Here is a 25,026-nt window from a genome sequence, read left to right as displayed (position 1 = left end):
CCTTGCATGGTTATGCTGTCGATGCCTCTACCTCCACCAGGTGTAGCCAACCTGGAACTGCACGCTGGCATTCACCCCAGGGTTCCGGTCTCCCAGACTTGCGCTGGAGATGTGCACGGCGTTCGCGCCAAAGGTGATCGAGCCCTTCGGCCTCACAAAGTAGTGAAATCCAATCCCGAACTGTGGCGTGAAATTAAATACGCTGGTCCTTCCCGGAACTCCTTTGGGCACCATATAGTCAGGCGGATACTTGTGATTGGTCCAGATCAAGCCGCCAGCTCCCTGCACAAATGGAACTACCTTCTTTGTGCCTTTGAAATTCCACCGAAGGATAATAGGAGTGATGCTGACACCTGTATACGTACCTCCGCTGACGGGGACCTGCGTAAAGTGCGTAACTCCATTCTGCACATAGCTCACGTTCTCCAGATGCGCTGCCGGCGTATACGACTGCCAGAAAGGAACCAGCTCGGCGGCGTATTCAAACTGCCCGTTCATAAGGCCCGGACCCCACGGCTTCGTGAGCACCTTGCCTGCGTGAACCCCAACGTCAAAGAACTTGAAAGAGGAGCGATTCCCATCGCCAAAACCGCCATTGGCGAATGGACCGAACTCCCACGCCCCTTGAGCCGTTGGCACCTTGGGAGCCGTTGGCGCCTTGGATTCCGGCGCCGCGTTCGGCGCGGGGACCGCAGTCTGGGCCAGAACTTTCGGTGATGCTAAAGAAGCTATAGACAGGGTCACAGCAAGACCAGAAATAACGAGCGGGCGAATTCTCATGAGATACGTTCGTGCCTTTTCAAAAGTTAAAGTGCAGCATCCGGGGTAACCCGGCCAAAAAGAAGGCCGCCGTGAAAGGCGGCCTCTTGTACTTATGCAAGAGCTGACCGCTTAGCCCGCCACTTCTTCCATCTGGTTCGCGTCCATATCGAAGTTGGAGTAGACATTTTGCGTGTCATCCATCTCTTCGAGCGCTTCCAGCAGACGGATCATCTGCGCGGCCGGGGCACCCTCGAGCTTGGTATAGGTGGTGGCCAGCATCGTGATCTCCGCCATCTCGGTCGGAATCCCGGCAGCCTTGACCGCATTGTGGACCGCCTCGAATGCCGCCGGTTCGGTGATGATTTCCCAGGTATCGCCTTCGTCGTTCAGCTCTTCGCCGCCGTTCTCGATGACGAGGTTCATGAGCTTCTCTTCATCGGCCACGTTCTTGGAAATGGCGATCAGCCCCTTCTTGGAAAACATGAAACGTACGGAGTTGGATTCGCCGAGATTTCCGCCATTCTTCGTGAAGGAGTGACGGATTTCGCTGACGGCGCGGTTGCGATTGTCGGTCAAGACCTCGATAATCACTGCCACTCCGCCGGGGCCGTAGCCTTCGAACGTGATCTCTTCGTAGCTCGCGCCTTCGATCTCTCCAGTGCCGCGCTGGATGGCGCGCTTGATGTTGTCGTTTGGCATGTTTTCGGCTTTGGCCGCTGCGATGGCTGTACGCAGACGCGGATTACCGTCGGGATCTCCCCCACCCGCCTTGGCGGCTACGGTGATTTCCTTGATCAGGGTGGTGAATATCTTGCCGCGCTTGGCGTCTGCCGCGCCCTTCTTATGCTTGATTGTTGCCCATTTTGAATGGCCGGACATGGGAACCTCTGAGGCTTTGTTTTGGGGTATTTGTGCGGAGATCGGGTGAAAAACAGACTCTGTTCACCGCGTCCCGCAAACACTGAAGTATACCATGCTGAGGCTTGCCTTAGCCTCATCCACACGGACCGCCGCAACGGCGTGAACTGTCAGCGTGAACCGGCACACTGAATTTGAGCTCAAACCACCCCGCCGGGCGGCGGAAGCTCCTTCGGCTTGCGAAACGCATAGAAAACCGACAGCAGCGGGGGAGCCAGCAGAACGCCCCAGAACGGAATCACAATGCCCAGCACGATCGGCACCAGGATCGACGCCCAGATCGGGACCCGGTTCGTCCTCTTCAGCAAAACAGGTTGCAGCAGCAACTGATCGATTACCACGATCACGGCATAAATGCCGAGCAGATACCAGAAACGGATCTCATCGTGCCCGCTCAGCAGGATCGAAAACGCGGGACCGAACAGCGCGATTACCCCGCCTATGTTGGGAATGAAGGCCATCAGGCCCGCTACCAGGGCCCACGCCGGAGCCAGCGGCACATGTAGCAGCCAGAGGCCAATCAGCCACATCACCGCCACGCATAAAGCCTCGATTGAAACTGCACGCCACCAGTTCACCAAAGCCATGCCAGCTGTGGCGCCGGTCTTTTTCAGGTCAATAGCCATCGATCACCGACCTCTTCATCTCTTAGAGTCGCGACACCCGGCTGAGGATCCATCTCCCGGTACGAATCCGCAGGGCCATACAAATCCACACCGCAATTCTCCCTGAAACTGCTAGCCTAGAGGTATGAAATTCGGCGTCCTCGTCTTTCCAGGGTCCAATTGCGACCATGACACTTACAACGTGATCGCTGAGCTTGTCCACCAGCCGGTCGCCTTTCTCTGGCACGACTCCGAGAGCCTTGAGAATTGCGATGCGATCATCATCCCCGGGGGATTTGCCTACGGCGATTACCTGCGCACGGGAGCCATCGCCCGCTTCTCGCCGGTGATGCAGTCGGTCCAGAAGTTTGCAGCCAAGGGCGGCCTGGTCCTCGGCATCTGCAATGGCTTCCAGATCCTCTGCGAATCCGGACTGCTGCCCGGCGCGCTCATGCGCAACGAGGGGCTGAAATACATCTGTAAGCAGGTCTATGTGCGAACGGAGACAACCGCCACTCCCTTTACCCAGGGGCTGACCAAAGGACAGGTCCTCAAGATTCCCATCGGACACATGGAAGGCAATTACTTCTGCGATGACGCGACCCTGGCAACACTGGAGCGCGAGGACCGCATCGTATTCCGGTACTCAACGCCAGAAGGCGAAATTACCCGGGAGGCCAATCCCAACGGCTCGATCCAGAATATTGCCGGTGTACTGAACGAAGGCCGCAATGTACTGGGCATGATGCCGCATCCGGATCGGTCGAGCGAATCGCTGTTGGGCTCATCCGATGGTCTGGCAATCTTTCAATCGATGGTTTCAGCGCTGGCAGCGCGCTAGACCAATAAGAACGGCTGCGGAGCCCTTTAAGTGATCGACATTCATCACCACCTGTTATTCGGCCTCGATGATGGATCGCCGGACATTGAAACCTCGGTCGCCATGGCGGAGGCCGCAGCTGCCGATGGCACGACGCACATCGTATGCACGCCACACTCAAATGACACCTATGCCTATCGGCCTGACGTCAACCAGGAGCGGCTGGCGGAGTTGCGACTCCGCCTCAAGGACCGCATTACCCTGGGGCTGGGCTGCGACTTCCACCTCTCCTGGGACAATGTTTCCGACGCGCTGAAGAACCCCACCAAATACACCATTAACGGGACCAATTACCTGCTGGTGGAGTTCCCTGACCTGGGCATTGCACCCAATATGTCGGAAACCTTCTTCGAGATGGAACTGGCGCGGATGACGCCCATCATCACGCATCCGGAGCGCAATCCCACCATCACCCATCAGCCCGAGCGGCTGGCCGAGTGGGTGCGGAACGGATGCCTCGTGCAGGTAACAGCCGGCGCCCTGACCGGTCGTTTCGGCAAGACCGCTGAACACTTCTCCAATGAATTACTGCGAAAAAACTGGGTGCACTTTATCGCCAGCGATGCGCACAACCTGACCTCCCGGCCACCCCAGTTGAGCCACGCTTACCAGTACATCGCCAACCGCCATGGTCAGGAGACAGCCGATCGCCTGTGCATCTCCAACCCCCGCGCCGCGTTCTTTGGAGAGAACTGGCCCGAGCAGCCCGAGCCCATCGGACTCTACCCAGAAGAAGAACACGACAAGACGAAGAAACGCTCCTTCCTCAGCCGCCTCTTCTCTCGCTGAGTTCAGAAGGGTGCATCCGCCTGGCTCGCTTACAAACCCAGGCCGCCGTCTACACTCATAATCTGTCCGGTGATGAAATGGGGTCCCGTCGCAAAGAAGAGGACAGCCGCGGCGACGTCCTCGGAGGTCCCATTGCGCCGCATCGGCGTCTTAGCCGCGAAATGGGCATACTCCGCCGAGACCTCGTCGTTCACGATCATCCCCGGAGCGACACAATTCACGCTGATCTCCGGCGCAAATCCCTTAGCCATGGTTTGCGTCAACATATGCAGCGCCGCCTTGGAGGTGCAGTAGTGACCATGCGTCGGCCAGGGATGCAGGCCTCCCAGGGAGCCGAGGTTGATGATCCTTCCCCCGCTGGCTTTCAGATGCGGATACGCTGCCTGTGCCATCAGAAATGGCCCGCGAGTATTCGTCTCAAACATGGCGTCCCATTGCGCTACGGTGATTCCTTCGAGCGGTGCCGTCTCAAAGGCTCCGGCATTGTTCACCAGCAGATCGAGCCTGCCGAAGTGAGAAACCACTCCTGCGACGGCATTCGTAATGCTCTCCGGCGAACGAACATCGCAGCGTATCGCCATCGCCCGATGTCCATGACTCTCGAGGTTCATCACCGTCTGCAGAGCCTCGGCTTCCGATCCGCGATAGGTAATGGCGACGTCCGCTCCGGCTTGCGCCAGGCCAATTGCCAGTGCGCGACCAATCCTTTTCGCCGCGCCCGTGACCAGCGCAACCTTTCCCAGTAGCGTATCCATATCTTGCAAGTCTAAAGCAATCGGGCCGGTGGCAAGCTGGCGCATCTCTCTAGAAAAATGGACCTTTGGAAGGGCTGATCCCCAGGGTAGGACGGCAGCTTAACAAGCCGCCGCCCTGCGGGATGACCGGATAGGAGCTACTTCTTTGGCGCATCCTTTGCGTCGGGAGCCGTTGCATCCGCGGGAGCCTGCTGCTCCTGCTCCGGATGGGGCTTATAGATCGAGTATTGCTCGCCGGGCCGCTTCATCTTCACCACGATCTGCTTTTCGGCGGTCTCGATCTTGTAGTCGTCTCCAAAGGTCTGAAAGCCATTGGCAATCACCTGCAGCCGCACGACGTCGCCAATCGGCATCACGTCGATGATCGCCTTGCCTTCCTCGTTCGTCTTCAACTCCATATTGCCCTTGTCTTTCTCGCCCTCCATGGCGTGAAAGATGACCGCGGCGTTTGGAATGGGCTTGCCGCTGGAGGCGCGGAGGACCGTGACCTCGATTTTGGCGGTGGGCGGTGGCGGAACATACTTGCGGCCACGCTTCACCTGGGTTTGGAAGGCGGATGCCGGCGAAAGCAAAACCAACAGAACAAGCGGAAGGAGGCACCAGGAGAGGTTGCGGAAACGCGAGGTCAGCATGGGTGCCATTGTATGCAATCCAGTGGACGGGTGGGAATAGCGCCGCATGCATCCAAGTCGCTGCAAGCCCTTCAGTCCAGGATCTTACAGTTACACAGTAGTAATACATGAGTGAGATTCGCTAAGATATTCACAGCCTACCCCTTGACAACGCTTCTTCCAGTGCCTATCTTTAGCAATTGGATGGCGACAGTGCTAAAGCGCTGGACACTGACGGCACTTTAGAAGGTCTGCAATCCATCCCGAGACCCATCTCGAACTCAAGTTGCAAACTCGCGAGGCGAACCCTCGCGCGAAGGAGAAGTAACGCAATGGCATCTGCAACCGTAGCGACAAGCTTTACTCCCCTGCACGACCGCATCCTGCTCCGTCGCATTGACGAAGGCGAGACGGTTCGTGGCGGCATCATCATTCCTGACTCCGCAAAAGAAAAGCCCCAGGAAGGGGAAGTTATCTCGGTAGGCAAGGGCAAGTCGAATGACGAAGGCAAGATCTTCCCGCTCGACGTCAAACCTGGCGATCGCGTTCTCTTCGGCAAGTACGCCGGCACCGAGATCAAGATCGACGGCGAGGACTTCCTCATCATGCGTGAGGAAGAGGTCCTGGGCGTACTCAAGTCCAAGTAAGCGCACCTGGTTTCTTCCGATGCGCTTTTTTCGTGTCGGGATAACCTGGCAATCCTTCACGCCGGCGCGTCCGGGTGAACGGAAATCAGAAGATTCGCCGCTTGAGAGCCACTGCTTTCAGGCGTAAGGAGAAGGATAGAAATGGCAAAGCAGATTCTGCATGGAGAAGATTCACGGCAGGCAATCCTGCGCGGCGTCAACACGCTCGCGGATGCCGTCAAAGTGACGCTCGGTCCCAAGGGCCGCAACGTCGTCATTGAGAAGAAGTTTGGTTCGCCGACCATCACCAAGGACGGCGTTACCGTCGCCAAGGAGATCGAGCTGAAGGATTCGCTCGAGAACATGGGCGCGCAGATGGTTCGCGAAGTTGCCTCCAAGACCTCGGACGTAGCCGGTGACGGCACCACGACCGCGACGGTTCTGGCACAGGCGATCTATCGTGAAGGCGTCAAGACCGTTGCTGCGGGTGCAAACCCGATGGCACTCAAGCGCGGAATCGATAAGGCTGTCGAGGCCATCATTGGCAAGCGCGACGACCAGGGTGTTGTGACCGGTGGCGCGCTTTCGAAGTTCTCCAAGCCGGTTTCCGGCGAAATGATCGCCCAGGTGGGAACGATCTCCGCCAACAGCGATTCCACCATCGGCAAGATCATTGCCGAAGCCATGAACAAGGTTGGCAAGGATGGCGTGATCACGGTCGAAGAGTCCAAGACGCTCGAGACCCAGCTGGAAGTCGTCGAAGGTATGCAGTTTGATCGCGGCTACCTGAGCCCCTACTTCGTCACCGATCCGGACCGCATGGAAGTGGCGCTCGAAGAGCCCTACATCCTCATCTACGAGAAGAAGATCAGCTCGATGAAGGATCTGCTTCCCCTGCTCGAGCAGGTTGCCCGCAATGGCAAGCCGCTGGTCATCATCGCAGAGGACGTTGACGGCGAAGCACTCGCCACCCTGGTAGTGAACAAGCTGCGCGGCACACTGAACGTCGCTGCCGTCAAGGCTCCTGGCTTTGGCGATCGCCGCAAGGCCATGCTCGAAGACATCGCCAAGCTCACCGGCGGCAAGGCCATCACGGAAGATCTCGGCATCAAGCTCGAGAACGTGAAGGTTGAAGACCTCGGCCGCGCAAAGCGCATCACCATCGACAAGGACAACACCACGATCGTTGAAGGCCGCGGAGACTCCAAGGTCATCGAAGGCCGCGTCAAGGAGATCCGCAACCAGATCGAGAAGACGACCTCCGACTATGACCGCGAGAAGCTGCAGGAGCGCCTTGCCAAGCTGGTTGGCGGCGTCGCCGTCATCAAGGTCGGTGCTGCTACCGAAACCGAGATGAAGGAGAAGAAGGCCCGCGTTGAGGATGCCATGCACGCCACCCGCGCCGCGGTTGAGGAAGGCATCGTCCCCGGCGGCGGTGTTGCTCTGATCCGCTGCACGGCCGAAGTGGATTCTCTGATCAAGACGCTTGAAGGCGACGAGAAGATCGGCGCCCAGATCGTCCGCCGTGCGATCGAAGAGCCTCTGCGCCAGATCGTTGGCAACGCCGGCATCGAAGGTGCGGTCATTGTGGGCAAGATCCACGAGAGCAAGGACGTCCACTATGGCTACAACGCAGCCACGGACAAGTTCGAGGATTTGGTCAAGGCCGGCGTCATCGACCCGACCAAGGTCACCCGCACTGCCCTGCTCAATGCTGCTTCCATCGCCGGCCTGATGCTGACGACCGAAGCCATGGTTGCCGACATTCCTGAGCCCAAGTCGGCTGCACCTGCCGGTGGTCACGGCGGCGGCATGGAAGGCATGTACTAAAACTCACGGAAACACCGTTACACGGAAAAGCCCCGCTCATCGCGGGGCTTTTCTTTTGCCTCGGCTGCCTAAGGCTGAGGCTATTTGTAACCGATACAGTTCCTATCCCCCCAATTTACTTCGTCATTCCCTTCCCTAATGCCAGCCGGATTCCGGTACGGAAGCTCAAGGGCAGGCTTTGGTATCCGATTGGGGCGAGATGCTGATCGCTCAGCAGGTTATCCAACTGCGCATAAATCCCCACCCACGGAAGCACCTGGTAGCTGCCTCCCAGGTCGATCTTCGCGAATCCGGGATCGAGATTGCGATTCGGCAGAAGAAGCGAATTCCCCTGTTCGATATCGCTGTAGGCGAGGAAGGTCGAGTCGTCGCTCCGGCTGGCGAATGCTCCCAGAACCTGCGCCGACCATTTTCCGCTGGTGTAGCTGGCGCTGGCGAAGCCGGTATGCGGAGGACGGCGGAAGGGGCGCGCTCCGGTGAGCGGCGAATACGCGCCGATCGGCACGTTGGAGAACGACGGCACCGGTCCCGTCGACAGGCCCGTGTTATACGTCGGATACAGCGAACTGGAAGAAAAGGAGCGCTGCACCTTCGCATCGAGGTAGGTATATCCGCCGCGAAGGAAGATCCTTCTGCCGATGCTGTACTCGGTCTCCGCCTCCAGCCCCTGCGCACGGAAGTCGAGCGAGTTCAGATTCAGCGAAGAATAGGTGTTCTGCAGCAATGCCTCAAGCTGCTGCTGCTGCGCGGCTGTCAGGTTGGGGAGCAACTGCGGAATCACTCCCGGAGTCACCGATTCAATCTGGTTGCCAAACTCGTTGTGGAAGTAGGTCACGCGCAACAGAACCCGCTGTCCAAAGAGATTCTGCTCCACACCACCGTCATACGAGCGAGCCCGTTCCGCTCCAATGCGCGAAATATGGAAGCTCTGGATCGCCGCCGAACCTCCCGGCTGCGAGGCGAGAAAGGCATAGAGGGATCCGAACTGCTCGGTAAGAGTCGGCTCTTTGACCCCTTTGGCAAAGTTGAACTTCACCTTGGTCCCGCGGAAGATGCGCGGCCCAGGCCGCACGACATAGTAGGCCAGCCCGATCCGCGGATTGGTCTCCGTTCCATACAGTTCATTCTTCAGCAGGCTGCCGCCCAGGGTGTAGAAGAGACGATTGCGAAGGTCGCCCTGGATCTGTGCGGTGTAGTCGTAGTTGGTCCGCTCCAGCGACTGATCGATGAAGTATGCGGACGAGCGCTCCGAGCCACGTTCGTTTTCGAATCGGAACCCTACGAGCCCAACCATGTGAGGGCCGAAGCGGTAATCGCTTTGTGCGTAGAGCTGATCGCGGTTGGAGACGAAATCAAACCGGTTGGGATAAACGCCGAAGTTGTCCGTGGTGTAGTTCAGCAGCGCCTGTCCACTTACCGCGTATCCGTTTGCGCCGTGAATGGTCACCGGCAAGCCGTAGTAATTCGAGGTCGGATAAGCGCCTCCCGACTGGGTGAGAATTCCAGCCGGATACCACTGCACGGACTGTTCTCGCTTCCGCGCCAGTCCATAGCGTGCCAGGTTGTGCCATGCGGGGCTGGTCTGGTTCTCGACTGTCGCGCCCACATAAGTGTCCTGGTCGGATTGCTTGCCATCGTTTGCTAAGAGATAGAAATCATAAGCGCCGGGCAGGCCGGTTGCGGAGACGCTGTTGTGCGCGGTTACCCGAAGCTGTGTCGCAGCGCTGGGCTGCCAGCCAAGGTTCGCTGCGGCTGTGGCCACGTGATACTTGTCCATCGGTAGCGAGTTGGAGGTATTCAACCGCGAAAACGCGCCGTAGTAGTCGGCCTTGCCGCGTGCTCCGGCCAGTTGCACCTCATTTCGATAGGTGCTGAAGTTGCCCGCGTCGCCTGCGTAGAAGATGGAAGGAGTGGCCGTGGTTCCCCGCGGCGTCGCAAGGTCTACCACGCCCGATGCGGCATCCGAGCCGTACAGGACGCTGTTCGGTCCGCGATATGCCTCAAGGCTCGAGATCCCGTTGGTCGAAACAGATCCATAATCGAATCGGCCGCCGATGTCCTCCGCTGTCACTCCGTCGTAGGTTACCTTGTTCGCATCGGAGTTGCCTCCACGCACGAAGAGCGACGTCGCGCTGCCCCGTTGCCCGCTCTGTACGACCGACGTGCCTGGCACCTGGCGAAGAGTATCCACCAGGTCGGAATGCGTTTCAAAGCCAGCCCTCGGAATCAGCGTCACCGAGGAACTCACCTGCTCCTGCGGTAAGGGTGTCCCGGTTGCTGTGACTACGATCTCCTGACGAACCCACTCCGGCTCAAGGACGATGTTCTGCTCAACAGCATCCAGCCTGCCCGCATAAAAGCCGGCTGTCGTCATCTGATGAAACGTCCGGCCAGCGACGACCACATAGAAGCGCCCCGCCTCTGGAGTTGTGAGTTGGTAGCTTCCATCCGGCCCGGTGGTTGCACTGGTCAGCACGGCTCCATTTGCCACCAGGGCCACCTCGGCGCGGGCCACCGGAGCACCCAGCGGATCTGTAACTGTACCGCGCACAATTGCAGCGTGTGCGGAACTGGCAGGAATTCCAGCAAGAAGTGCGAGCGCACAAAAGAAGAGACTGCGGACGATATGCCGCTGATGAATACGCATAGGCTCCTTCGTTCCCCCTCGGAACGCGGCTGATGTCGCAATAGGACCGGTCTCCTGACTTACGCGCTTCCCCGTGCGGGAACTGCTCCGGCCACCTTCCCGAAGCATTCTGCCTCAGTGGTGTGTCGGTCGAAACATCCTCCGGCACCTGGACCGGAAGATACGCGCTTACAGTTGCGGGGCAGTGGCGGAATTACACCGCCTTCTCGAACATCCCATTGTGGAAAATGAAGTTGATATGGATCGCCCGATCGACTGAAAAGACCCGGAAACCCATGGATATGCCGTTGAAATGAAGTTCCCCGGAAATTCTGTTTCTAGCAGAATGAAATTCTGCTGTCAAAAGCGGTGATGGGATCAACAGGTTGAAGCGGGACAGGCGGGAATTGCCCGGATCTCGTTGCTTGGAAAGTTTCGTCGTGAGCACAATCGATCCATGACTATAGAGGAATGCAATGCGATAGACTAAGACTCGTCAAAGCAACCAGCCGATGGCCCCGTAGCTCAGGTGGATAGAGCAACGGTTTCCTAAACCGCAGGTCGGAAGTTCGAATCTTCCCGGGGTCACCATTTTCACCGCAACAACCCTCCAAAGCGCAACAGGTGGTAGTCTGCCCGGAATCTCTCCCATATTTAGCATGTGAGAGGGGTCTGACCTACGGTTGTATGCGCGTAGCTCAGACCAGCAACCGTAGCTCTACCATCGCCTCGCGCTCATGCGGTATCGAGCGCTCACGCTATGGAGAGCGCAAATGGATGATTCTCGCAGCATCCAATCGCAATCGTTAGAAACGCCCAATTTCGGGCAAGAGATGCCAGTCCGTCGTCCAGGATGGGCTGCGACACAAATTGCGCTGGCGAAGTTGATCTTTGCAGCGAAGGATCTGGCGGAACGGAATATAACCCGTTCAATCGGGAGCCCTGATCGCCGCGTATGTGTCGAGTGTCGAATGGTTCAGGTGTGGCCAGGTTGTGGGCATTACTCCCACTGCCGTACGGGCCGCGTGCTCGATCTTGTCGATCTCGTCATCAAACAGACGCAATCCACGGAACCAGCTAAAGGGATCCACCCTGCAGTCGAATCCAGCAAAAAGGAGGAATGCGAAGCAGCCGGAGCGACGGGCGCGAGTGCTGAGGGGCACGCGCGCCCATTTGACCCGCGCCAGGTGGAAACCATCCAGGAGATCGTCGAGCGTACCCTGCGGCTGCACGGCTATTCCAACGACCGGATGGGCGCCCCAGAGAGGTGCGGCACATTGTTGCCGGTGCTCGGATCCGCTGTGCGATGCGAAAAGGAGAAGGGTCATAGCGGCAATCATCGGGCTGACGTGTCGCCCTGGCCGCCGGCATTTCAACAGACCAACGAGATCGGCGGGGGTGCGGAATGACCACCACGATCGATCTGCAGGTACGGCAAATACCCGTCGCGCTGATTGTTCCCTCGCCCACAAACCCGCGCAAGTCCATTGATGAGTCGCAGCTACGTGAGCTGGCCGAGTCTATACAGAGCGGCGGCATCAAGGTCCCGCTGCAGCTGCGGCCTCTGGGTGACGGGTACGAAATTCTAGGCGGCGAGCGTCGCTGGCGTGCGGCGAAAATGTTGGGTCTCGATACGGTTCCCGCAATCGTCCGCGAGCTGAACGATGCTGATGCGCGCGAGCTGCAGCTCGTGGAAAACCTGCAGCGCGCCGATCTTAGCCCGATGGAGGAGGCTGAGGCCTACGAGATGCTCATCCAGCGCGCGGCGGATGAGGGTCTGGTTATTCCAGACGACGCCCTGGCACACAAAGTAGGAAAGCCGGCGGCCTATGTGCGATCGCGTCGCCGGTTGTTGGAGCTGATCCCCGAGGCTCGAGAATGTGCGCGCGAGGGGCTGATCGCATTCGGCGCGGCGCTGTTGATTGCGAAGCTGACGCCGCAGCAGCAGGTACAGGCGACGCATCGCGCCTTGAACATGCACAACGCTGGCAAGATGTTGCCAGACGTAATCAACGAAGTCCGCGAAGAAAAGCGTGACGCTGAATCTGGCCGCGCCAAGATGATCGCGCAAGGCAAGTCGCCGGACGATTACTGCGATGCGTTCGAGCCAATCTCGGAGCGGGTCCTACGCGCCTGGATCGAGGATCACATTCTGCTCGATCTGAAGTCGGCGCCGTGGCCGCTGGATGCGCAGAACATGCATCCCGTCGCGGGTGCATGCGTGGATTGCCCGAAGAGGACCGGGGCAGACCAGGCGCTCTTCGCCGATCTGACGGCGCAGGCCGATGTGTGCACTGATCCTGACTGCTTCTCGGAAAAGAAGAAAACCTTCATCCATATCACTGCCGAGGCCGCAGAGAAATCGGGCAAGCCGCTCCTGAAGCTTTCGATGCAGGCCAATTACATGGGCGTGCGCGAGGGGCAGAAGAGCTACAAGAAAGGCCAGTGGCTCTCGGCTAAGCCTGGCGAGTGTGGCAGCGTGCAGAAAGGCATTACGGACGAAGGCGAGCTGCTCGACGTTTGCGTCGATCCGAAATGCAAGGTGCACCCGCACATAGTCACGTCGCCCGCGGTGAAGGCCGCTCCTGGGCCAAAGCAGGAAAGCTGGGAGGTTCGCCAGAAGCGCGAGAAGGCCGAAGAGGCGGCGTGGTTGGTCGCTGAGTTGCCGATCCGGAAAGCCGTTTATGCGGCGATTCGGCGAAAAGCCAAAGGGTCGAAGCTGCTTCGCGTGGCCATGAGCCGGTTGTTTGAGGAAAGTAACGTTTGGGAGCTTTCCGAGTTCCTCGGCTGGGTGCAGGCCGAGGACAAACATCGGCACGATACGGTCGTTGCGCTACTGAAGCAATCCAAGGACGACGAATTGGAGGGCTACATCTGCGACCTCGCAGTCGGACCTCTGGCTATCCCTGATTGGGGTAACCGCGCTATGGGGAAAGATCGCAGAGAGCTGTGGGCCTTAGCGGAATCTCTCGGTATCGACGCCGAGGCGATCGAGAACCAGGTGAGTGGAAAGCCCGATCAGAAGCGTCCTGCGAAAAAAGCTCCAGCGAAAAAGGCGGCACCAAAGAAGCAATCGACCGCGAAGAAAACCGCGGGAAAGAAAGGCGGCAAAAAATGAAGCACATGGGGGAGCTGATAGCGCCTCCGGGTGTCTGCCGATTCTGTAGGTGCAGCGAGGAGGATCCGTGTAGTTTTCACCGCAGCGAGGGGCCGGTCTGGATTGCGAAGGCGCGTAACTGCTGCAACGCTCCGGCGTGCATTCGCGCACGGAACGAAGAGCACGCGGCTCGGATGCGCATGGAGTCGGAGTGGAAGCGAAAGCGGACTCCCGCGGAGATCGGCGCACTGATCGCAGAGGAGCAACGCGAGAAGCGGCGGCAGTATCGCCTGAAGGCTAAGTCGCGGAAAGGTCGTGTGGCATGAATGCTCATTCGGTGGTTGGTTCGCTACGGATCTGTCCGGGATGCGGAGACCTTACCTGGTCGGTGAACTACTGCGACCAGTGCGCACGGCGCGAGGCGGAGATGGAGGCGACGTATGCTGAGCGCGAGTTGGTCTCCACGCGCATGGATTCTTTGTTTGGCTCTCTACCTCGAGTAAAGATCGTCGCCGCGGTCGAGGACGATTCCGGCATGGATGGAACTGTCCTCGTGACGGCGCTTGTCTGTGGTGCGGTGGGCGCCGCTATCTGGTCGATCGCTATAACGGCGGCGCGGTGGGCGCTGCATCTGTTGTTTTCACATTTGTTTTAAGTCGTCTCGCGGAAAGGGGAATACGTGGCTGCTGAGGAATTGATCACGATCAATATTGGGAACGTCTCCGATGGCGCTCTCGTCGAAGCCTTTGATTTGAAACTGAGGGAAGTACTCGCCAACATAGCCGATCCGACTACCTCGGCAACTGCGAAGCGCGAAATTGTGTTGCGCCTGGAGCTGAGGCCAAAAGAGGATCGCGTCCAGATCGACACGCAGTTTACCTGTGTCGCGAAGCTGTCGTCGATCACACCGAACACCTCGCGGATCTTTCTTGGGCAGGACAAGGACGGCGGACTGTATGCGCTCAACTCCGATCCGCGCCAGCTCAGCTTCTTTACTCCTCCCAGGCCGGTCGAGGCTCCGAAGCCATTGCAGTTCACTCCGGCTGGTAAGTAGTGCTGTTACGCGGTGCAACGTGGTGCAACTGAAAGAGAGGAAACATGCAGGAGATATTGGAGTATCTATTTGCGCGGCTAAAGCAGCCGTTTGAGCCTGTTCGCGAAGTTGGCGGGCAGCCGTATGCAGTCAAGAGTGATGGCACCCTGGGCGCGCCGATCCGCGATCTGCCGCCGCAGTTTGACGCTCCAACCTTGAACGTCAGTACGCTCGCGGGATTCGTTGACGCGTACAAGGCGAACATCGATGGATTTCCGGAGCAGGTCGCAGTTCAGATTGAGGACTATCGCACCGTTGCACTGGTCGCGTTGGAGGCGGATAGCTTCGGTCGCCGTCACGTCTGGGCACGGGCGCGGCACGCGGATGAGATCCCGTTCAGGTTTGACACCTACTACACCCCGGAAGATTTCCTGCTCGCATTTCGTGCGAGCTTTCTCTTCAACGAGAATGCCGTGCTCGTACAGCGGATAGCGTCGAACGTGTCGGCCGAGAATTCAGTCGCGCTGGCCGACGACGGCATGTCGCAGAGCGTCGTGTTGAAGGTTGGCGCAGTGACACGCGAGGCGATCAAGCTGCCGGCAGAGGGCGTGTCACTAATTCCCTGGCGCACTTTCCGCGAAGTGAATCCAGTTGAATCGAAATTTCTGCTGCGCATGAAGAACGTCAAAGACGGCATCCCGACTGTAGTCCTCCACGAGATTGATGCGAAGTGGAAGCTCGACACGATCGGGAGCATCACCAAGTGGATCAAGTACGAGTTGCCGGAATCCACGGTGATCGCGTAATCAAGTTTCCCGGGTGAGCGAGACACCCTGGAAGATGCAGCGGGCTGCGGGTGGGCCGGAACAATGGCTGATACCACATTCCCCAGGCGGGCCAGCTCCGCTGCAGCAAACTCGGATAGAAGGGATGCTCGCTAGGGGAATAACAACGCTGGCACGAGGGTACATATGCCAATCAGAATTCAACGCAGAAGAACGAAGGGCTGGAAGGCTCCTGCCGGCGCAGTGAGTGTCACCCGTCCCGGCCCTTGGGGAAATCCATTCACAATCGCTGGCGCTATTGAAAGCGGGTACGCCAAGGATGAATCCGGCGCGAGGAAGTTGGTGGTTGAGTGCTTCAGATCGTGGCTTTCCGGCCATACGGATTGGTGGCAAGGGCCAGAGTGTGACTCCCGGAGAGCGTGGATGCGGAAGCATTTGGAGCAACTGCGGGGGAAAGATTTGATGTGTTTTTGTCCGCCAGATCAGCCGTGTCATGCGGCCGTGTTGATCGAATTTGCCAATCGCTGATTAGTAACGTCGCGACAGGGGCGCAAGTATACCGGAATAACAACGCTGGCACGAGGGTACAAGGAGAAACGATGGAAGTGACGAAATGCGAACTGTGCGGCGAACCGATGCCGCAAGGCGAAGAGATGTTCAAGTATCACGGCTATAGCGGTGGATGCCCGAAGCCGCCGATGCCGAAAACGATGAGCGGTGTGGAGTTGATCGCGGCTGAGCGCACGCGGCAGATAGATGTCGAAGGTTGGACGCCGGAACACGACGACAGGCACACAGACGCCGTGATGGCGATCCAAGCCGCTGCATTGGCACTCGACGGCACAGACGTGTCAGTGCTGCATCCAGGGGTCGAATGGGTAAGGGTTGACCGTGGGGGCTAGTGGCGAAACACCGTGGCTCTTGGATTCGCGAACTCACTATCGCGGGGGCGCTAATTGCCGCAGAAATTGACCGGCTACAACGTGCTCAAAAACGTGATGAATACGCTGAAGAAGAGCGGAACGAGACGAGCCCTTATTAAGTAATGTCGCGATAGGGGCGCAAGTATATCGGCAGAACAACGCTGGCACGAGGGTAGTGGCAAAAGGAGAGAAATGCACCAGTTTCTGATCGACGTTATGAAAGAGCTTGAGCGCGTGATTACCCCGCCCGAGCACTGTCACCACGCCTTGACGTGCTCGCAGTATGGCAGCCCGGAAAAGGGATGGAAGGACTGCCTAGCACTGCAAGTCAACATCGCCGGAAAGTTCCACTGCGTGCTCCTGATGCCCAAAGACTTGGAGAAGTCGGCTGTCGAGCTTGCGGAGGAAATTCGCGATTTACTTCGCAAGCCGATGGAAAGCGAGCAACTCGGAGTAGGGTTCGGGCAATACACGTCAGAACCGAATACGCCATTGAAGAACCTGCGGGAGTACATCCAGAAGACCCGCGATTTTAATGAGAAGTGGATAGGGTTGCATCTTCGTGATGGGCACCCTGGGAGCGCCGCCCGCAGGAAAGAGATAGTCGCGGAGATGGACGGATACCTAGCCGCGCTCGACGCAGCGGCGGAAAGGAAAGTGCAATGACAAGGCCGACTGCGCGCGAGGCGTGCGTGGATTGTCTGCAGCGTGGGCATGTTTGCCAGGCGCAGATCTTTGTGGATGGGCAGGCGCTATGCATGGAGTGCGCAGATTGTGAGCCTTGCTCGTTCGATCGCGTGGAAAAGAAGAAGCAGGCGGGTGCCATACCCGTGGACATCTTTGGCGAGGCGTTAAGCGCACCGCCCGCGACCCACGGAGGGGATGCGCCAGGCGACGATCATGGGGTTGGCAATACTCAGGGAGAAGAAATGGGAATCAAGACGACTAAGCCGAAGGGCGCGAGAATAGCGCAAAAGGTGAAGGAAGCAATCCTCGCCGAACATCCGGATACGCCGGGTGCAAAGCTGGCGCGTAAGTATGGCCTGTCCGACGGATCTATCTATTACATCCGCGCGAGGGCTGGAGTTTCCAAGCTGAAGGAATCCGCGGTCGTGAAGGAATCCGCAGTCGTGAAGGAATCCGCGGTCGTGAAGGAATCCGCGGTCGTGAAGAAATCCGCAGAACAATGTGCAATGGCTGCTGATCCCACGGAGCGTGCTGTCGATGATCTGCCCCTCGCGCCGCAGCGCGGACCTGTGGGCCAACGGCTCGATGCCATGTGGGCCGGGTTAACCGAGGCAGACAAGAAGCTCGCTCTGCTGGCGTTGCTGGGGAGTGCCGGGAGGTGAGGCCAAAGAAGCGACTTTTGTTGTACTGCTCCGACGAGGACCAGGCGGAGCGCATCGGCTTTGTGCTCTGGACCTGTGGCTATAAGGTTGACCGGGCGCCGCGTGACGACGCACATATGCGAGACGGGTTTGGCCGGCGCGCGGACCTGGTACTTGTGGTGGCGGCAACGGCGACACCGGTGCGCGCGATCGCGCAGTGGGCAGAGGGGACGCCCGTAGTTGCCTGGACGCGGGGCGAGCCTGTCGATACCAGCGGATGGACGGCGCAGGAGGTCGTCAGAGATGGTTCCGTCGCCGCTCTGCTGGACGCGGTGCGGCGGCACGTGGCGAGGCGCAAGGCGGCGGCATGAGTGTGCGGGTGATGGCGGATGTATGGGATAACGGGCCCGAGGATGCGGCGCAGTGTGCCGTATTAGTGGCTCTGGCCAACTTCTGTAACGACGACGGCGGTAACTGCTTTCCATCTGTCGCGCGGGTTGCGAAGATGCTGCGCTACTCCGAGCGGACGGTGCAGAGGGCAATTGCATCGCTCGTCGCCGACGGCTGGATGACGGTGGAGCGGGCCGGAGGAAGAGGCGTGTTCTCAAGTTACACGATCGATGTTCGAAGGCTGAAAGGGTGTCACCCTGTCACCCTTTCAGCGGGCGAAACGAAGATGCAAAAGGGTGACATCCACGACAGAAAGGGTGACATCCTGGCGCAAAAGGGTGACATCCACGACATTCCCCCAGACCCCCTATTTGGTGTAACCATCATGAACCACCATGAACCATCAAGTATTATCCCCCCTACCCCCTTGCAGGGGGACTGCGAAGAAAAGGAGCACGAAGCACATGCGGAAGGCAACGGGTCAGCGAAGGATGAAGCCGCGACGAAAGCGGGCGCCAGGCGTATGGAGAGTGTCAGCGCTATTGCTGGCGGCATCGATGCCGAGGCAGAGAGAGTTATGCGCGAGTGTGGGTTCATTCTCTCCAACTCGCGGCTCAGGGCCGTGGTTTCCGCTGCGCTAAGCCTGGAGCGCGAGAAGCGATCCCGGACATCGGGACACGAAGCGATCGAGGTTGCGGCGATCTCCGATGAGATGATCGAGAACTATCGGCAATACGTCACGATGGGCGAGTTTTTGCGCTTCACCTGGGGGCCTAGGAAGTTTTTCGGTGATGGCCATTGGATCAACTGGCAGGGATGGCCGATCGATCAGCAACGCATTGACATGCGACGTGGAGCGAGGGCTGGACTATGACACCGGGAATCAGCGTAGTTACTCGCAGGCCGACGCGGCGCAAGGGCAAGCAGTTGGGTTTGAGAATCACCGAAGAGCGCTATGCCAAGCTCTGCCGGATGGCTGGGAATCGCACATTGACGATGGTGCTCAATCGCCTGATCGACAGTGCGCAAGAAAAGTGTCTAGACACATCTTGTAAAAGCGCAAAACCCGTATAGGGTGTGGATGTAGCAAGGAAAACGCTCGCGCAAGCGACGAAGGATTCAGAGCATCGGTCCTGGCGGCACGAAAGCCCGCTGTTGTACACGTTAGCAATCCTGTCTCTCAGCGATCCCTCGACCGGGAGTACCCGGTATTGCTGAGAGTCGAGCACGCCCTGGCTGTGTTCGCGACTGGCAGATGGCCAAGTCGCCCTACAAGAAACCGCGAACGGCCAAACGGGCCTTCATACTCTATCTCTACAACACGTCTCTGGGTTGGAGGATGGATCCAGAGTGCGGTCATGTCAGCTTCGCCATGGGCGAAGAGAAGGTGCGGCTGGGCCAATGGCGTCGCGTCTATGACGGAGTGAGCGGCGCGCACCTCGGCTATCAGCCGCTAAGGGCTCCGCAGAGAGACCGCTCAGTTCTGCCCGGCATTCCGGTAGCGACCACGATAACAGAAGGCGAGATGGATCTGAACGCGGGGCAATGCTTCGCGGACGGGAAATCGCTCTCTGTCGCGTTGCGGGATGAATTGCGCAGGGCAGGCCAGAGGATCGGGCTGCCCGACGCGGATGCGGTCGAAGAGGCTGCGTTCAAGGTGAAGCACTATCGCCAAATTGGCGACGATCAAGCGGTACGGGTGTAACAGCCGAAGTAGCTCTGGGGGTATCGCGTGATTGTTAATTGGGCCATGATTTCGGCGCTTGTCGGAATCGCGCTGGTATTTATCACGGTCTGCGGCCAGGTGTTTCTCTATGGAAAGCTGGTCGGAAAGGTGGCCCAGCATACGGATCAACTTGCCGGCCACGAGATGCGGTTCGAAAAACTCGATGTCAAATTCGAGCGGCACGATGATCTGCTGAACCATCATGGGGCGCGGATCTCGGTAGTGGAATCAAAGCTCGGCATCGCAGAGACGAGATTCTAGATGAGCTTCGTAAGGGAGCAAGTAGCGGACGCGTGCAAGCGCTGGGGCGCGAAGCTTTGGGTTCCAGAGAGCATCGACGGGCCGCGGCTCTTATGGGCATTGAGCGGCTGCGAGTCGAGCTTCGGCGCGAATTGCACGCCGCGGCATGAGATGGCTTACTGCATCGGTATTTACTCGCACGATCCGCGGGTGATTGAGTTGACGCGCGAGTTTGGGCATGACGCGCACTGCTCGTTTGGACCATGGCAGCTGCTCTTGGTGAATGCGTCGAGCTTTACGACGCCGGAAGATTTTGTGCGTGTAGATCGCTGCGCGATGGAGACGGCGAGCTATATCAACATGCGAATCATACGAGCCCAGAAGGCGACGACGATTGAGCAGATCGCAGACGCATATAACTCGGGAACGTGGCGAGATCGCAGCGTTCCCGAGAAGTACATCGCAGACTGCGTGCACTACTACAACGATGTGGCAATGCCGGAGGCGGTGTGATGGATGATCTGCGGATCTGGATCAAGGGTTTGGTTGCTGCAATTGTGCACGGAGCGGCCGCGGCGACAACAGCGGTCATCGTGGATCCAAGTGCGTTCGCGGCGAACAGGAGTGGATTGCTGCATCTCGCTGCCGTCGCGGGAGTGAGCGCGCTCTTTGGGGCTGCGGGTTATCTTACGCAGTCTCCTATACCAGGAAAATAACCTGCCGGTTGGCAATCGGCGAAAGAGGAGCTAATGAGCAATCCGATGAGCACGTTCTTCGGCGATCTGGTCGCCGCTGGGAAAAAAGTGGAAGATTTTTTGATTAGCGTGGTGAAGGGCGCGAAGACGTTGTCGGCGATCTGGGGCGCGCTTTCGGGCCCAGTCCTGGCGGCTGCGAGCGCGGTGTTTTATGACGTGGTGAAGACGGTGAATGCGGCCGAGTCGGCGGCGGCCTCGGCGCAGTCAGGAAATGTGGTCAGTGCGATCACGCTCAGCGAGACGACGATCAGCCTGGTAAAGCAGGTTGTCTCCGACTTCAAGGCGGGTGAAGCGACGATTGTCTCCGACTTCAAGGCGCTGGGTATCAAGCTGTAAGGGATCTCGCCCATAGAGGCGAGGATTGAAGGGCAGATGGGCGCTGTCGGCGGAAGCAAGCAGCGCCCGATTTTTTAAGATTGGGATTCACCAGCAACAACCACAGTAAGCAGCCGCAGTCGATGGCAAGCGCGGGTAATCGGGTGAGTCCGGCCCGCGCGAGGACGGTACGATGCAGACGTTGATATTCAGCCCGGTAACGCCGGATCAGTTCGCGAAGGTCATCGCAGCGCTGCAAGCGAAAGACCTGCAGGTCGCAGGCACAGAAGGCGAGATTAAAAAGTTCGGTGCAGACGTGAGGTTTGCATATTGCGCGCCAGTGCTGACGCTCACAGTGGTAAGCGCACCACACTTCTATTCGATGGGTGGATTCTGTCGGGAGATTCACGAGGCGGTGGAGGCGATGCTGTAATGCCGAGTCGCAGCAAGCACCCGTGCGGTAATCCTGGATGTGCTGCGCTGGTTGTTGGCGGAAGGTATTGTCTCCAGCATCGGCCGATGGAACGGCAGGTGCGCGAGCCGGATCGATATCGTGGCAGTGCGGCGAGTCGAGGATACGACAGCAAGTGGCGCACGTTTCGCGCGGGATACTTGCGGCGTCACCCGTTGTGTGTGGACTGTGAATCAGTCGGCCATGTGGCGATGGCGAGGCACGTTCACCATATCAAGAAGCTGGCGGAGCATCCCAGGCTGAAGTACGCGGAGAGCAATCTGATGCCGCTGTGCGAGGAACATCACAACGCGCGCACGGCCAGGGGCGAATAGGATCCCTGGTAGGGATGGGGGGTCGAGATAGTGCAGAAGCGGCAGTTCCGAGACCGTATGGGGGCCCTCCCTTATACATCCACAAAATGGAGTTTTCAGGGAAATAGGGCATGGATATAAGCGTTCGATCATGCTCGGTATCCGATAGCCTCCATTGATGCGGTACGGTATCCGCACCGCTGCGATAGACCAGGTAACACTCGAAATGAGTTCCTAAATGGCTGGACGGCCACCAAAACCAACCAATCTTTTGCAGCTCACCGGCGCGCATAAGAAAAACCCGAAGCGTGCGGCAGCTCGCGCAGGCGAGCCGACACCGGATGGTCCTCTGGGCGATCCTCCGTCGCGCTGGTCTGCTGTGTTCCCCGAGTTTGACTATCAGCGCTGCGGTGAGCTGCGGGAACTCTGGCGCGAGGTCCAGGAGATGGCGCCCTGGCTGACGTCAGCAGATCGATGGACCGTCGAGAGCATCTGTGAGCTGAAGCTCCTGGAGCGCCGGCGAGCAATCAAGCCCGGTGAGCGGTCCGAGTTGGGGCGTCTCAGCGGAAAATGCGGGCTCAATCCCTCAGACCGCGTGAAGGTGAATGTTGCGCCGAACACGCCTAAGACCAGCGATCCACGCGACGTGTTTGAGCGGGGTGCTAAGCACGGATGATGATTTATGGCAAAGCGATCAGTCGCGGAGAAGTACATCGCAGACGTGCTCGCTGGCCGGATCCTCACGTCAAAGCTTGTGCGCCTTGAGATCGAGCGCCATGTACGCGATCTCAAGGACGGCGCCGCGCGCGGGCTCATCTTCGATCGCAAAGCGGCACAGCACGTAATTGATTTCTTTCCGCTCTACCTGTTGCACACAGAGGGCGAGTATTGTGATCAGCCATTTGTTCTGCTGCCATTCCAGCAGGCGCAGTTGTGGATACTGTACGGGTGGAAGTGGAAGGCCACCGGATATCGGCGTTTCAAGTTCGCGTATAACGAGATTGGCCGCGGAAACGGAAAATCAGCGTTCGCCTCTGGCCTCTGCATCTACGAGCTGAAATTCTTCGGTGAACCAGGTGCACAGGTTTACTCGGCGTCAACGGACAAGAAGACCGCGAAGCTGGTCTTCGATACCGCCGACTTGATGGTCAAAAAATCGGAGTGGCTCTCTGAGCGGATTCTCTGCTCACGAGACAATCTGAGCATTGCTGGCACGGCTTCGAAGTTTGAACCATGCGCCTCTGAAGATATGAATCTGATGGGCCTCCGCCCGTCATTTGTCGTGCTCGACGAGTTGCACGCGCATCGCACCTCGGGTGTATGGGACGTATTTGTAACTGCGATGGGCAAGCGGCGCAATCCCCTGCTCTTCGCTATCACCAACAGCGGGTACGACCGCCACTCGGTCTGCTGGAATCAGCGCGAGTACTCAACCAAGGTCCTCCTCGGCATCATCGAAGATGACACCTGGTTTGCATGGATCTGCGGCCTCGACGACGGCGACGATTGGGAGGATGAGCGAAACTGGATCAAGGCCAATCCTGCTCTTGGCTTCCTTGTCCGCATCGAGGACATGCGGTCGCAGGCCGCCAAGGCAAAGGCGGATCCATCGGCCCTGAATAGTTTTCTGCGCTTCCGCCTATCGGTCTGGACATCCTCGCATTCCGCGTGGATGCCGATGGACAAGTGGGATTTATGCGCCACTGAGGTGGATCGGCTCGCACTCCGAGGCCGCCGCTGTTTTGGAGGCCTCGACCTATCGACGACCATCGATATCAGCGCGTTCGTACTCGTGTTCCCTCCCGAGGGTGACGACAAACAATGGTATGTCATCCCGTACTTCTTTTTGCCAGAGGAAGCGATCGAGTCCCGCAGCAAGCGCGACCGTGTGCCGTACGATGTCTGGGCGCGACAGGGGTTATTCACGCTCACGCCTGGCGATGTGATCGATTATGACTTCATCCGCTCCCAGGTAAACGAGTTGGCCGCCGAATATGAGATCAAGGAGATCGCCTATGATCCCTACAACGCGCAGCAGCTCGTCACGCAGCTCACTGGCGATGGCTTTGAGATGGTCGTATTGAGGCAGGGGTTTCTGAGTCTCAACGCGCCGACCAAGCGGCTCATGGAGCTGGTGCTCACTGGAGTATTAGCGCATGGCGGTAATCCCGTTCTGCGTTGGATGGCCTCGAACGTCATGGTGGCGATCGACGCGGCCGGCTGCATTAAGCCTGACAAAGCCGCAAGTAGAGAAAAAATAGATGGTATCGCTGCCCTCGTCGATGCATTGGCGCGGGCGATCGTCGCGCCGGCAGCTCCGAAACGGAAACACGCTTTCCTCATCGCATAAGGACACAAATGGGAATCTTCTCAGCCATCCAGGCGGCACGCGAATCGATGGAGCGCGATGCCGCGCCCATCACGTTGCGCGGTGCGGGTCTCAGCCTCGAAAATCCTGCTGTATCACTGTCGTCCCCCGCTGCATACCAGCTACTCTCCGGATCTTATCCCACAGTATCCGGCGAGTCGATCAATACAGAGTCGGCGCTACGCATCGGCGCTGTCTATGCCTGCATCCGCGTCATAGGTAACGGTGTAGCAGGCATGCCAGCGAAGATGTATTCCATCGATGGTGCAAATCACACCGAGGCTGTAGACCACCCGCTGTACTACAAGCTCACGCAAGAGCCAAACCCGGAGATGACGGCTTTCACATTTTTTACCGCCCTCTCCGGGGCTATGGCTCTGACAGGCAATGGCTACGCCCTCATAGAGCGCAACCCAGCGGGACAAGTAGTAGCGCTATGGCCGATCCCGCCTCGCCTCATCGAGCCCAAGCGCAAAAAAAAGTCCCTCATCTATACATTTACCGACCCTGAGAGTCATGCTGAGACTCAGATAGCTCCTGCGGACATCATCCATGTACCCTTGTTTTGCTTCGATGGGCTCAAAGGCTATAGTCCGATCGATCTCGCACGACAGGGATTGGGACTAGCTAAAGCTGCGGAGAAGTATGCTGCCAGCTACTTTGGCACCGGTGGCGACCCCGGGGGTATCATGTCCACCCCGGATGACATCGATCTTGCGGAACTAACCACGGCTAAAACTTCGTGGGATCAGCAGCGAGCTGGATCTGGATCAGCCGGTAAGACCGTTTTCGTCGCAGGCAATTGGAAGTATGAGCCGATTGCTATCTCTCAGCGCGATGCTCAGTTTATCGAGTCCAGAAAATTTCAACGTGAGGAGATATGTGCTCTCTGGGGTGTC

General features: G+C 58.4%; 31 protein-coding genes, 1 tRNA gene and 1 riboswitch. Of the genes, 25 read left to right on the top strand and 7 right to left on the bottom strand.

The genetic code is table 11. The annotated features are described in order from the left end of the window. Positions 1-27: 27 nt before the first annotated feature. The 3 genes from VM554_15250 to VM554_15240 form a co-directional block, all read right to left on the bottom strand. A complete protein-coding gene (locus tag VM554_15250; protein HVJ09732.1) occupies positions 28-780 on the bottom strand; it encodes an acyloxyacyl hydrolase in 753 nt (250 codons plus the stop codon). Between the two features lie 111 nt (positions 781-891). Continuing rightward, the gene (locus VM554_15245; protein ID HVJ09731.1) at positions 892-1,641 is read right to left on the bottom strand and encodes a YebC/PmpR family DNA-binding transcriptional regulator; all 750 of its coding nucleotides are present in this window, start codon (positions 1,639-1,641) and stop codon (positions 892-894) included. A gap of 179 nt (positions 1,642-1,820) precedes the next feature. After that, the gene (locus tag VM554_15240; protein ID HVJ09730.1) at positions 1,821-2,306 is read right to left on the bottom strand and encodes an AI-2E family transporter; all 486 of its coding nucleotides are present in this window, start codon (positions 2,304-2,306) and stop codon (positions 1,821-1,823) included. Positions 2,307-2,430: 124 nt separating this feature from the next. Between VM554_15240 and purQ the strand changes: the two genes are divergently transcribed. Both purQ and VM554_15230 read left to right on the top strand, forming a co-directional pair. Further along, positions 2,431-3,126, top strand: a complete 696-nt coding sequence (gene purQ / locus VM554_15235) for a phosphoribosylformylglycinamidine synthase subunit PurQ (GenBank protein HVJ09729.1) — start codon at positions 2,431-2,433, stop codon at positions 3,124-3,126. Between the two features lie 30 nt (positions 3,127-3,156). Further along, positions 3,157-3,954 (top strand): CpsB/CapC family capsule biosynthesis tyrosine phosphatase, encoded by a 798-nt coding sequence (locus VM554_15230; GenBank protein ID HVJ09728.1) that lies wholly within the window; start codon positions 3,157-3,159, stop codon positions 3,952-3,954. A 29-nt stretch (positions 3,955-3,983) separates the two neighbouring features. On the opposite strand, the gene VM554_15225 is transcribed toward VM554_15230, so the two are convergent. Both VM554_15225 and VM554_15220 read right to left on the bottom strand, forming a co-directional pair. Further along, a complete protein-coding gene (locus VM554_15225; GenBank protein HVJ09727.1) occupies positions 3,984-4,709 on the bottom strand; it encodes an SDR family oxidoreductase in 726 nt (241 codons plus the stop codon). 137 nt (positions 4,710-4,846) lie between these two features. Further along, on the bottom strand, positions 4,847-5,350 hold the full coding sequence (locus tag VM554_15220) for a carboxypeptidase-like regulatory domain-containing protein (protein ID HVJ09726.1): 504 nt from the start codon (positions 5,348-5,350) through the stop codon (positions 4,847-4,849). Between the two features lie 302 nt (positions 5,351-5,652). Between VM554_15220 and VM554_15215 the strand changes: the two genes are divergently transcribed. Both VM554_15215 and groL read left to right on the top strand, forming a co-directional pair. Then, positions 5,653-5,967 carry a co-chaperone GroES gene (locus VM554_15215; GenBank protein ID HVJ09725.1) on the top strand — a complete coding sequence of 105 codons (315 nt, stop codon included), beginning with the start codon at positions 5,653-5,655 and terminating at the stop codon, positions 5,965-5,967. A 141-nt stretch (positions 5,968-6,108) separates the two neighbouring features. Then, positions 6,109-7,776, top strand: coding sequence for a chaperonin GroEL (groL, locus tag VM554_15210; protein HVJ09724.1), 1,668 nt, complete (start codon positions 6,109-6,111; stop codon positions 7,774-7,776). 115 nt (positions 7,777-7,891) lie between these two features. Here the strand turns inward: groL and VM554_15205 are convergent, their stop codons facing one another. Together VM554_15205 and VM554_15200 are read right to left on the bottom strand one after the other, a co-directional pair. After that, on the bottom strand, positions 7,892-10,423 hold the full coding sequence (locus VM554_15205) for a TonB-dependent receptor (GenBank protein HVJ09723.1): 2,532 nt from the start codon (positions 10,421-10,423) through the stop codon (positions 7,892-7,894). A gap of 26 nt (positions 10,424-10,449) precedes the next feature. Next, a riboswitch (cobalamin riboswitch) is annotated at positions 10,450-10,656 on the bottom strand. After that, positions 10,617-10,850, bottom strand: a complete 234-nt coding sequence (locus VM554_15200) for a hypothetical protein (protein HVJ09722.1) — start codon at positions 10,848-10,850, stop codon at positions 10,617-10,619. Its footprint overlaps the riboswitch before it by 40 nt. 66 nt (positions 10,851-10,916) lie before the next feature. Between VM554_15200 and VM554_15195 the strand changes: the two genes are divergently transcribed. The 21 genes from VM554_15195 to VM554_15095 all read left to right on the top strand — a co-directional run. Further along, a tRNA-Arg gene (locus VM554_15195) sits at positions 10,917-10,993 on the top strand. A gap of 182 nt (positions 10,994-11,175) precedes the next feature. Then, positions 11,176-11,811 carry a hypothetical protein gene (locus VM554_15190; GenBank protein HVJ09721.1) on the top strand — a complete coding sequence of 212 codons (636 nt, stop codon included), beginning with the start codon at positions 11,176-11,178 and terminating at the stop codon, positions 11,809-11,811. Then, positions 11,808-13,520, top strand: coding sequence for a ParB/RepB/Spo0J family partition protein (locus VM554_15185; protein HVJ09720.1), 1,713 nt, complete (start codon positions 11,808-11,810; stop codon positions 13,518-13,520). The genes VM554_15190 and VM554_15185 overlap by 4 nt, the downstream gene beginning before the upstream one ends. A 301-nt stretch (positions 13,521-13,821) precedes the next feature. Continuing rightward, positions 13,822-14,154 (top strand): hypothetical protein, encoded by a 333-nt coding sequence (locus VM554_15180; protein HVJ09719.1) that lies wholly within the window; start codon positions 13,822-13,824, stop codon positions 14,152-14,154. 24 nt (positions 14,155-14,178) lie between these two features. Continuing rightward, entirely contained in the window at positions 14,179-14,553 is a 375-nt protein-coding gene (locus VM554_15175; GenBank protein HVJ09718.1) for a hypothetical protein, read from the top strand. 44 nt (positions 14,554-14,597) lie between these two features. Then, positions 14,598-15,338: a hypothetical protein gene (locus tag VM554_15170; protein HVJ09717.1), complete on the top strand. Its 741-nt coding sequence runs from the start codon at positions 14,598-14,600 to the stop codon at positions 15,336-15,338. A 578-nt stretch (positions 15,339-15,916) separates the two neighbouring features. Further along, on the top strand, positions 15,917-16,219 hold the full coding sequence (locus VM554_15165; GenBank protein HVJ09716.1) for a hypothetical protein: 303 nt from the start codon (positions 15,917-15,919) through the stop codon (positions 16,217-16,219). Between the two features lie 213 nt (positions 16,220-16,432). Then, positions 16,433-16,906 carry a hypothetical protein gene (locus tag VM554_15160; GenBank protein ID HVJ09715.1) on the top strand — a complete coding sequence of 158 codons (474 nt, stop codon included), beginning with the start codon at positions 16,433-16,435 and terminating at the stop codon, positions 16,904-16,906. Beyond that, on the top strand, positions 16,903-17,589 hold the full coding sequence (locus tag VM554_15155; GenBank protein ID HVJ09714.1) for a hypothetical protein: 687 nt from the start codon (positions 16,903-16,905) through the stop codon (positions 17,587-17,589). Before VM554_15160 ends, VM554_15155 begins: the two co-directional genes overlap by 4 nt. Continuing rightward, a complete protein-coding gene (locus VM554_15150) occupies positions 17,586-17,939 on the top strand; it encodes a hypothetical protein (protein HVJ09713.1) in 354 nt (117 codons plus the stop codon). Before VM554_15155 ends, VM554_15150 begins: the two co-directional genes overlap by 4 nt. Beyond that, on the top strand, positions 17,936-18,832 hold the full coding sequence (locus VM554_15145; protein HVJ09712.1) for a helix-turn-helix domain-containing protein: 897 nt from the start codon (positions 17,936-17,938) through the stop codon (positions 18,830-18,832). Before VM554_15150 ends, VM554_15145 begins: the two co-directional genes overlap by 4 nt. 381 nt (positions 18,833-19,213) lie before the next feature. Next, the gene (locus VM554_15140; protein HVJ09711.1) at positions 19,214-19,663 is read left to right on the top strand and encodes a hypothetical protein; all 450 of its coding nucleotides are present in this window, start codon (positions 19,214-19,216) and stop codon (positions 19,661-19,663) included. 27 nt (positions 19,664-19,690) lie between these two features. After that, entirely contained in the window at positions 19,691-19,945 is a 255-nt protein-coding gene (locus VM554_15135) for a hypothetical protein (GenBank protein ID HVJ09710.1), read from the top strand. Next, a complete protein-coding gene (locus tag VM554_15130) occupies positions 19,946-20,437 on the top strand; it encodes a hypothetical protein (GenBank protein HVJ09709.1) in 492 nt (163 codons plus the stop codon). Beyond that, the gene (locus VM554_15125; GenBank protein HVJ09708.1) at positions 20,437-20,640 is read left to right on the top strand and encodes a hypothetical protein; all 204 of its coding nucleotides are present in this window, start codon (positions 20,437-20,439) and stop codon (positions 20,638-20,640) included. Before VM554_15130 ends, VM554_15125 begins: the two co-directional genes overlap by 1 nt. A 33-nt stretch (positions 20,641-20,673) precedes the next feature. After that, entirely contained in the window at positions 20,674-21,015 is a 342-nt protein-coding gene (locus tag VM554_15120) for a hypothetical protein (protein HVJ09707.1), read from the top strand. A 172-nt stretch (positions 21,016-21,187) separates the two neighbouring features. Continuing rightward, positions 21,188-21,427 carry a hypothetical protein gene (locus VM554_15115; GenBank protein ID HVJ09706.1) on the top strand — a complete coding sequence of 80 codons (240 nt, stop codon included), beginning with the start codon at positions 21,188-21,190 and terminating at the stop codon, positions 21,425-21,427. An 86-nt stretch (positions 21,428-21,513) separates the two neighbouring features. Then, positions 21,514-21,780 (top strand): HNH endonuclease signature motif containing protein, encoded by a 267-nt coding sequence (locus VM554_15110; protein HVJ09705.1) that lies wholly within the window; start codon positions 21,514-21,516, stop codon positions 21,778-21,780. A gap of 217 nt (positions 21,781-21,997) precedes the next feature. Next, positions 21,998-22,435: a hypothetical protein gene (locus VM554_15105; GenBank protein HVJ09704.1), complete on the top strand. Its 438-nt coding sequence runs from the start codon at positions 21,998-22,000 to the stop codon at positions 22,433-22,435. Positions 22,436-22,441: 6 nt separating this feature from the next. Beyond that, a complete protein-coding gene (locus tag VM554_15100) occupies positions 22,442-24,109 on the top strand; it encodes a terminase TerL endonuclease subunit (GenBank protein HVJ09703.1) in 1,668 nt (555 codons plus the stop codon). An 8-nt stretch (positions 24,110-24,117) separates the two neighbouring features. Continuing rightward, on the top strand, positions 24,118-25,026 hold a 909-nt coding region (locus VM554_15095), incomplete at its 3' end, for a phage portal protein (protein HVJ09702.1).

This window comes from Acidisarcina sp., assembly GCA_035539175.1.
In the GTDB taxonomy this organism is placed as follows: domain Bacteria; phylum Acidobacteriota; class Terriglobia; order Terriglobales; family Acidobacteriaceae; genus JANXZS01.
This window is presented reverse-complemented; position numbering and strand designations above follow the sequence as displayed.

Coding starts and splice junctions, on each gene's coding strand:
- VM554_15185 (HVJ09720.1), top strand. CDS start 11,808: ATGACCACCACGATCGATCTGCAGGTACGGCAAATACCCGTCGCGCTG.
- VM554_15225 (HVJ09727.1), bottom strand. CDS start 4,709: ATGGATACGCTACTGGGAAAGGTTGCGCTGGTCACGGGCGCGGCGAAA.
- purQ (HVJ09729.1), top strand. CDS start 2,431: ATGAAATTCGGCGTCCTCGTCTTTCCAGGGTCCAATTGCGACCATGAC.
- VM554_15190 (HVJ09721.1), top strand. CDS start 11,176: ATGGATGATTCTCGCAGCATCCAATCGCAATCGTTAGAAACGCCCAAT.
- VM554_15220 (HVJ09726.1), bottom strand. CDS start 5,350: ATGGCACCCATGCTGACCTCGCGTTTCCGCAACCTCTCCTGGTGCCTC.
- VM554_15180 (HVJ09719.1), top strand. CDS start 13,822: ATGAATGCTCATTCGGTGGTTGGTTCGCTACGGATCTGTCCGGGATGC.
- VM554_15120 (HVJ09707.1), top strand. CDS start 20,674: ATGAGCAATCCGATGAGCACGTTCTTCGGCGATCTGGTCGCCGCTGGG.
- groL (HVJ09724.1), top strand. CDS start 6,109: ATGGCAAAGCAGATTCTGCATGGAGAAGATTCACGGCAGGCAATCCTG.
- VM554_15115 (HVJ09706.1), top strand. CDS start 21,188: ATGCAGACGTTGATATTCAGCCCGGTAACGCCGGATCAGTTCGCGAAG.
- VM554_15240 (HVJ09730.1), bottom strand. CDS start 2,306: ATGGCTATTGACCTGAAAAAGACCGGCGCCACAGCTGGCATGGCTTTG.
- VM554_15110 (HVJ09705.1), top strand. CDS start 21,514: ATGGAACGGCAGGTGCGCGAGCCGGATCGATATCGTGGCAGTGCGGCG.
- VM554_15250 (HVJ09732.1), bottom strand. CDS start 780: ATGAGAATTCGCCCGCTCGTTATTTCTGGTCTTGCTGTGACCCTGTCT.
- VM554_15215 (HVJ09725.1), top strand. CDS start 5,653: ATGGCATCTGCAACCGTAGCGACAAGCTTTACTCCCCTGCACGACCGC.
- VM554_15105 (HVJ09704.1), top strand. CDS start 21,998: ATGGCTGGACGGCCACCAAAACCAACCAATCTTTTGCAGCTCACCGGC.
- VM554_15165 (HVJ09716.1), top strand. CDS start 15,917: ATGGAAGTGACGAAATGCGAACTGTGCGGCGAACCGATGCCGCAAGGC.
- VM554_15160 (HVJ09715.1), top strand. CDS start 16,433: ATGCACCAGTTTCTGATCGACGTTATGAAAGAGCTTGAGCGCGTGATT.
- VM554_15145 (HVJ09712.1), top strand. CDS start 17,936: ATGAGTGTGCGGGTGATGGCGGATGTATGGGATAACGGGCCCGAGGAT.
- VM554_15100 (HVJ09703.1), top strand. CDS start 22,442: ATGGCAAAGCGATCAGTCGCGGAGAAGTACATCGCAGACGTGCTCGCT.
- VM554_15140 (HVJ09711.1), top strand. CDS start 19,214: ATGGCCAAGTCGCCCTACAAGAAACCGCGAACGGCCAAACGGGCCTTC.
- VM554_15205 (HVJ09723.1), bottom strand. CDS start 10,423: ATGCGTATTCATCAGCGGCATATCGTCCGCAGTCTCTTCTTTTGTGCG.
- VM554_15130 (HVJ09709.1), top strand. CDS start 19,946: ATGAGCTTCGTAAGGGAGCAAGTAGCGGACGCGTGCAAGCGCTGGGGC.
- VM554_15155 (HVJ09714.1), top strand. CDS start 16,903: ATGACAAGGCCGACTGCGCGCGAGGCGTGCGTGGATTGTCTGCAGCGT.
- VM554_15170 (HVJ09717.1), top strand. CDS start 14,598: ATGCAGGAGATATTGGAGTATCTATTTGCGCGGCTAAAGCAGCCGTTT.
- VM554_15125 (HVJ09708.1), top strand. CDS start 20,437: ATGGATGATCTGCGGATCTGGATCAAGGGTTTGGTTGCTGCAATTGTG.
- VM554_15245 (HVJ09731.1), bottom strand. CDS start 1,641: ATGTCCGGCCATTCAAAATGGGCAACAATCAAGCATAAGAAGGGCGCG.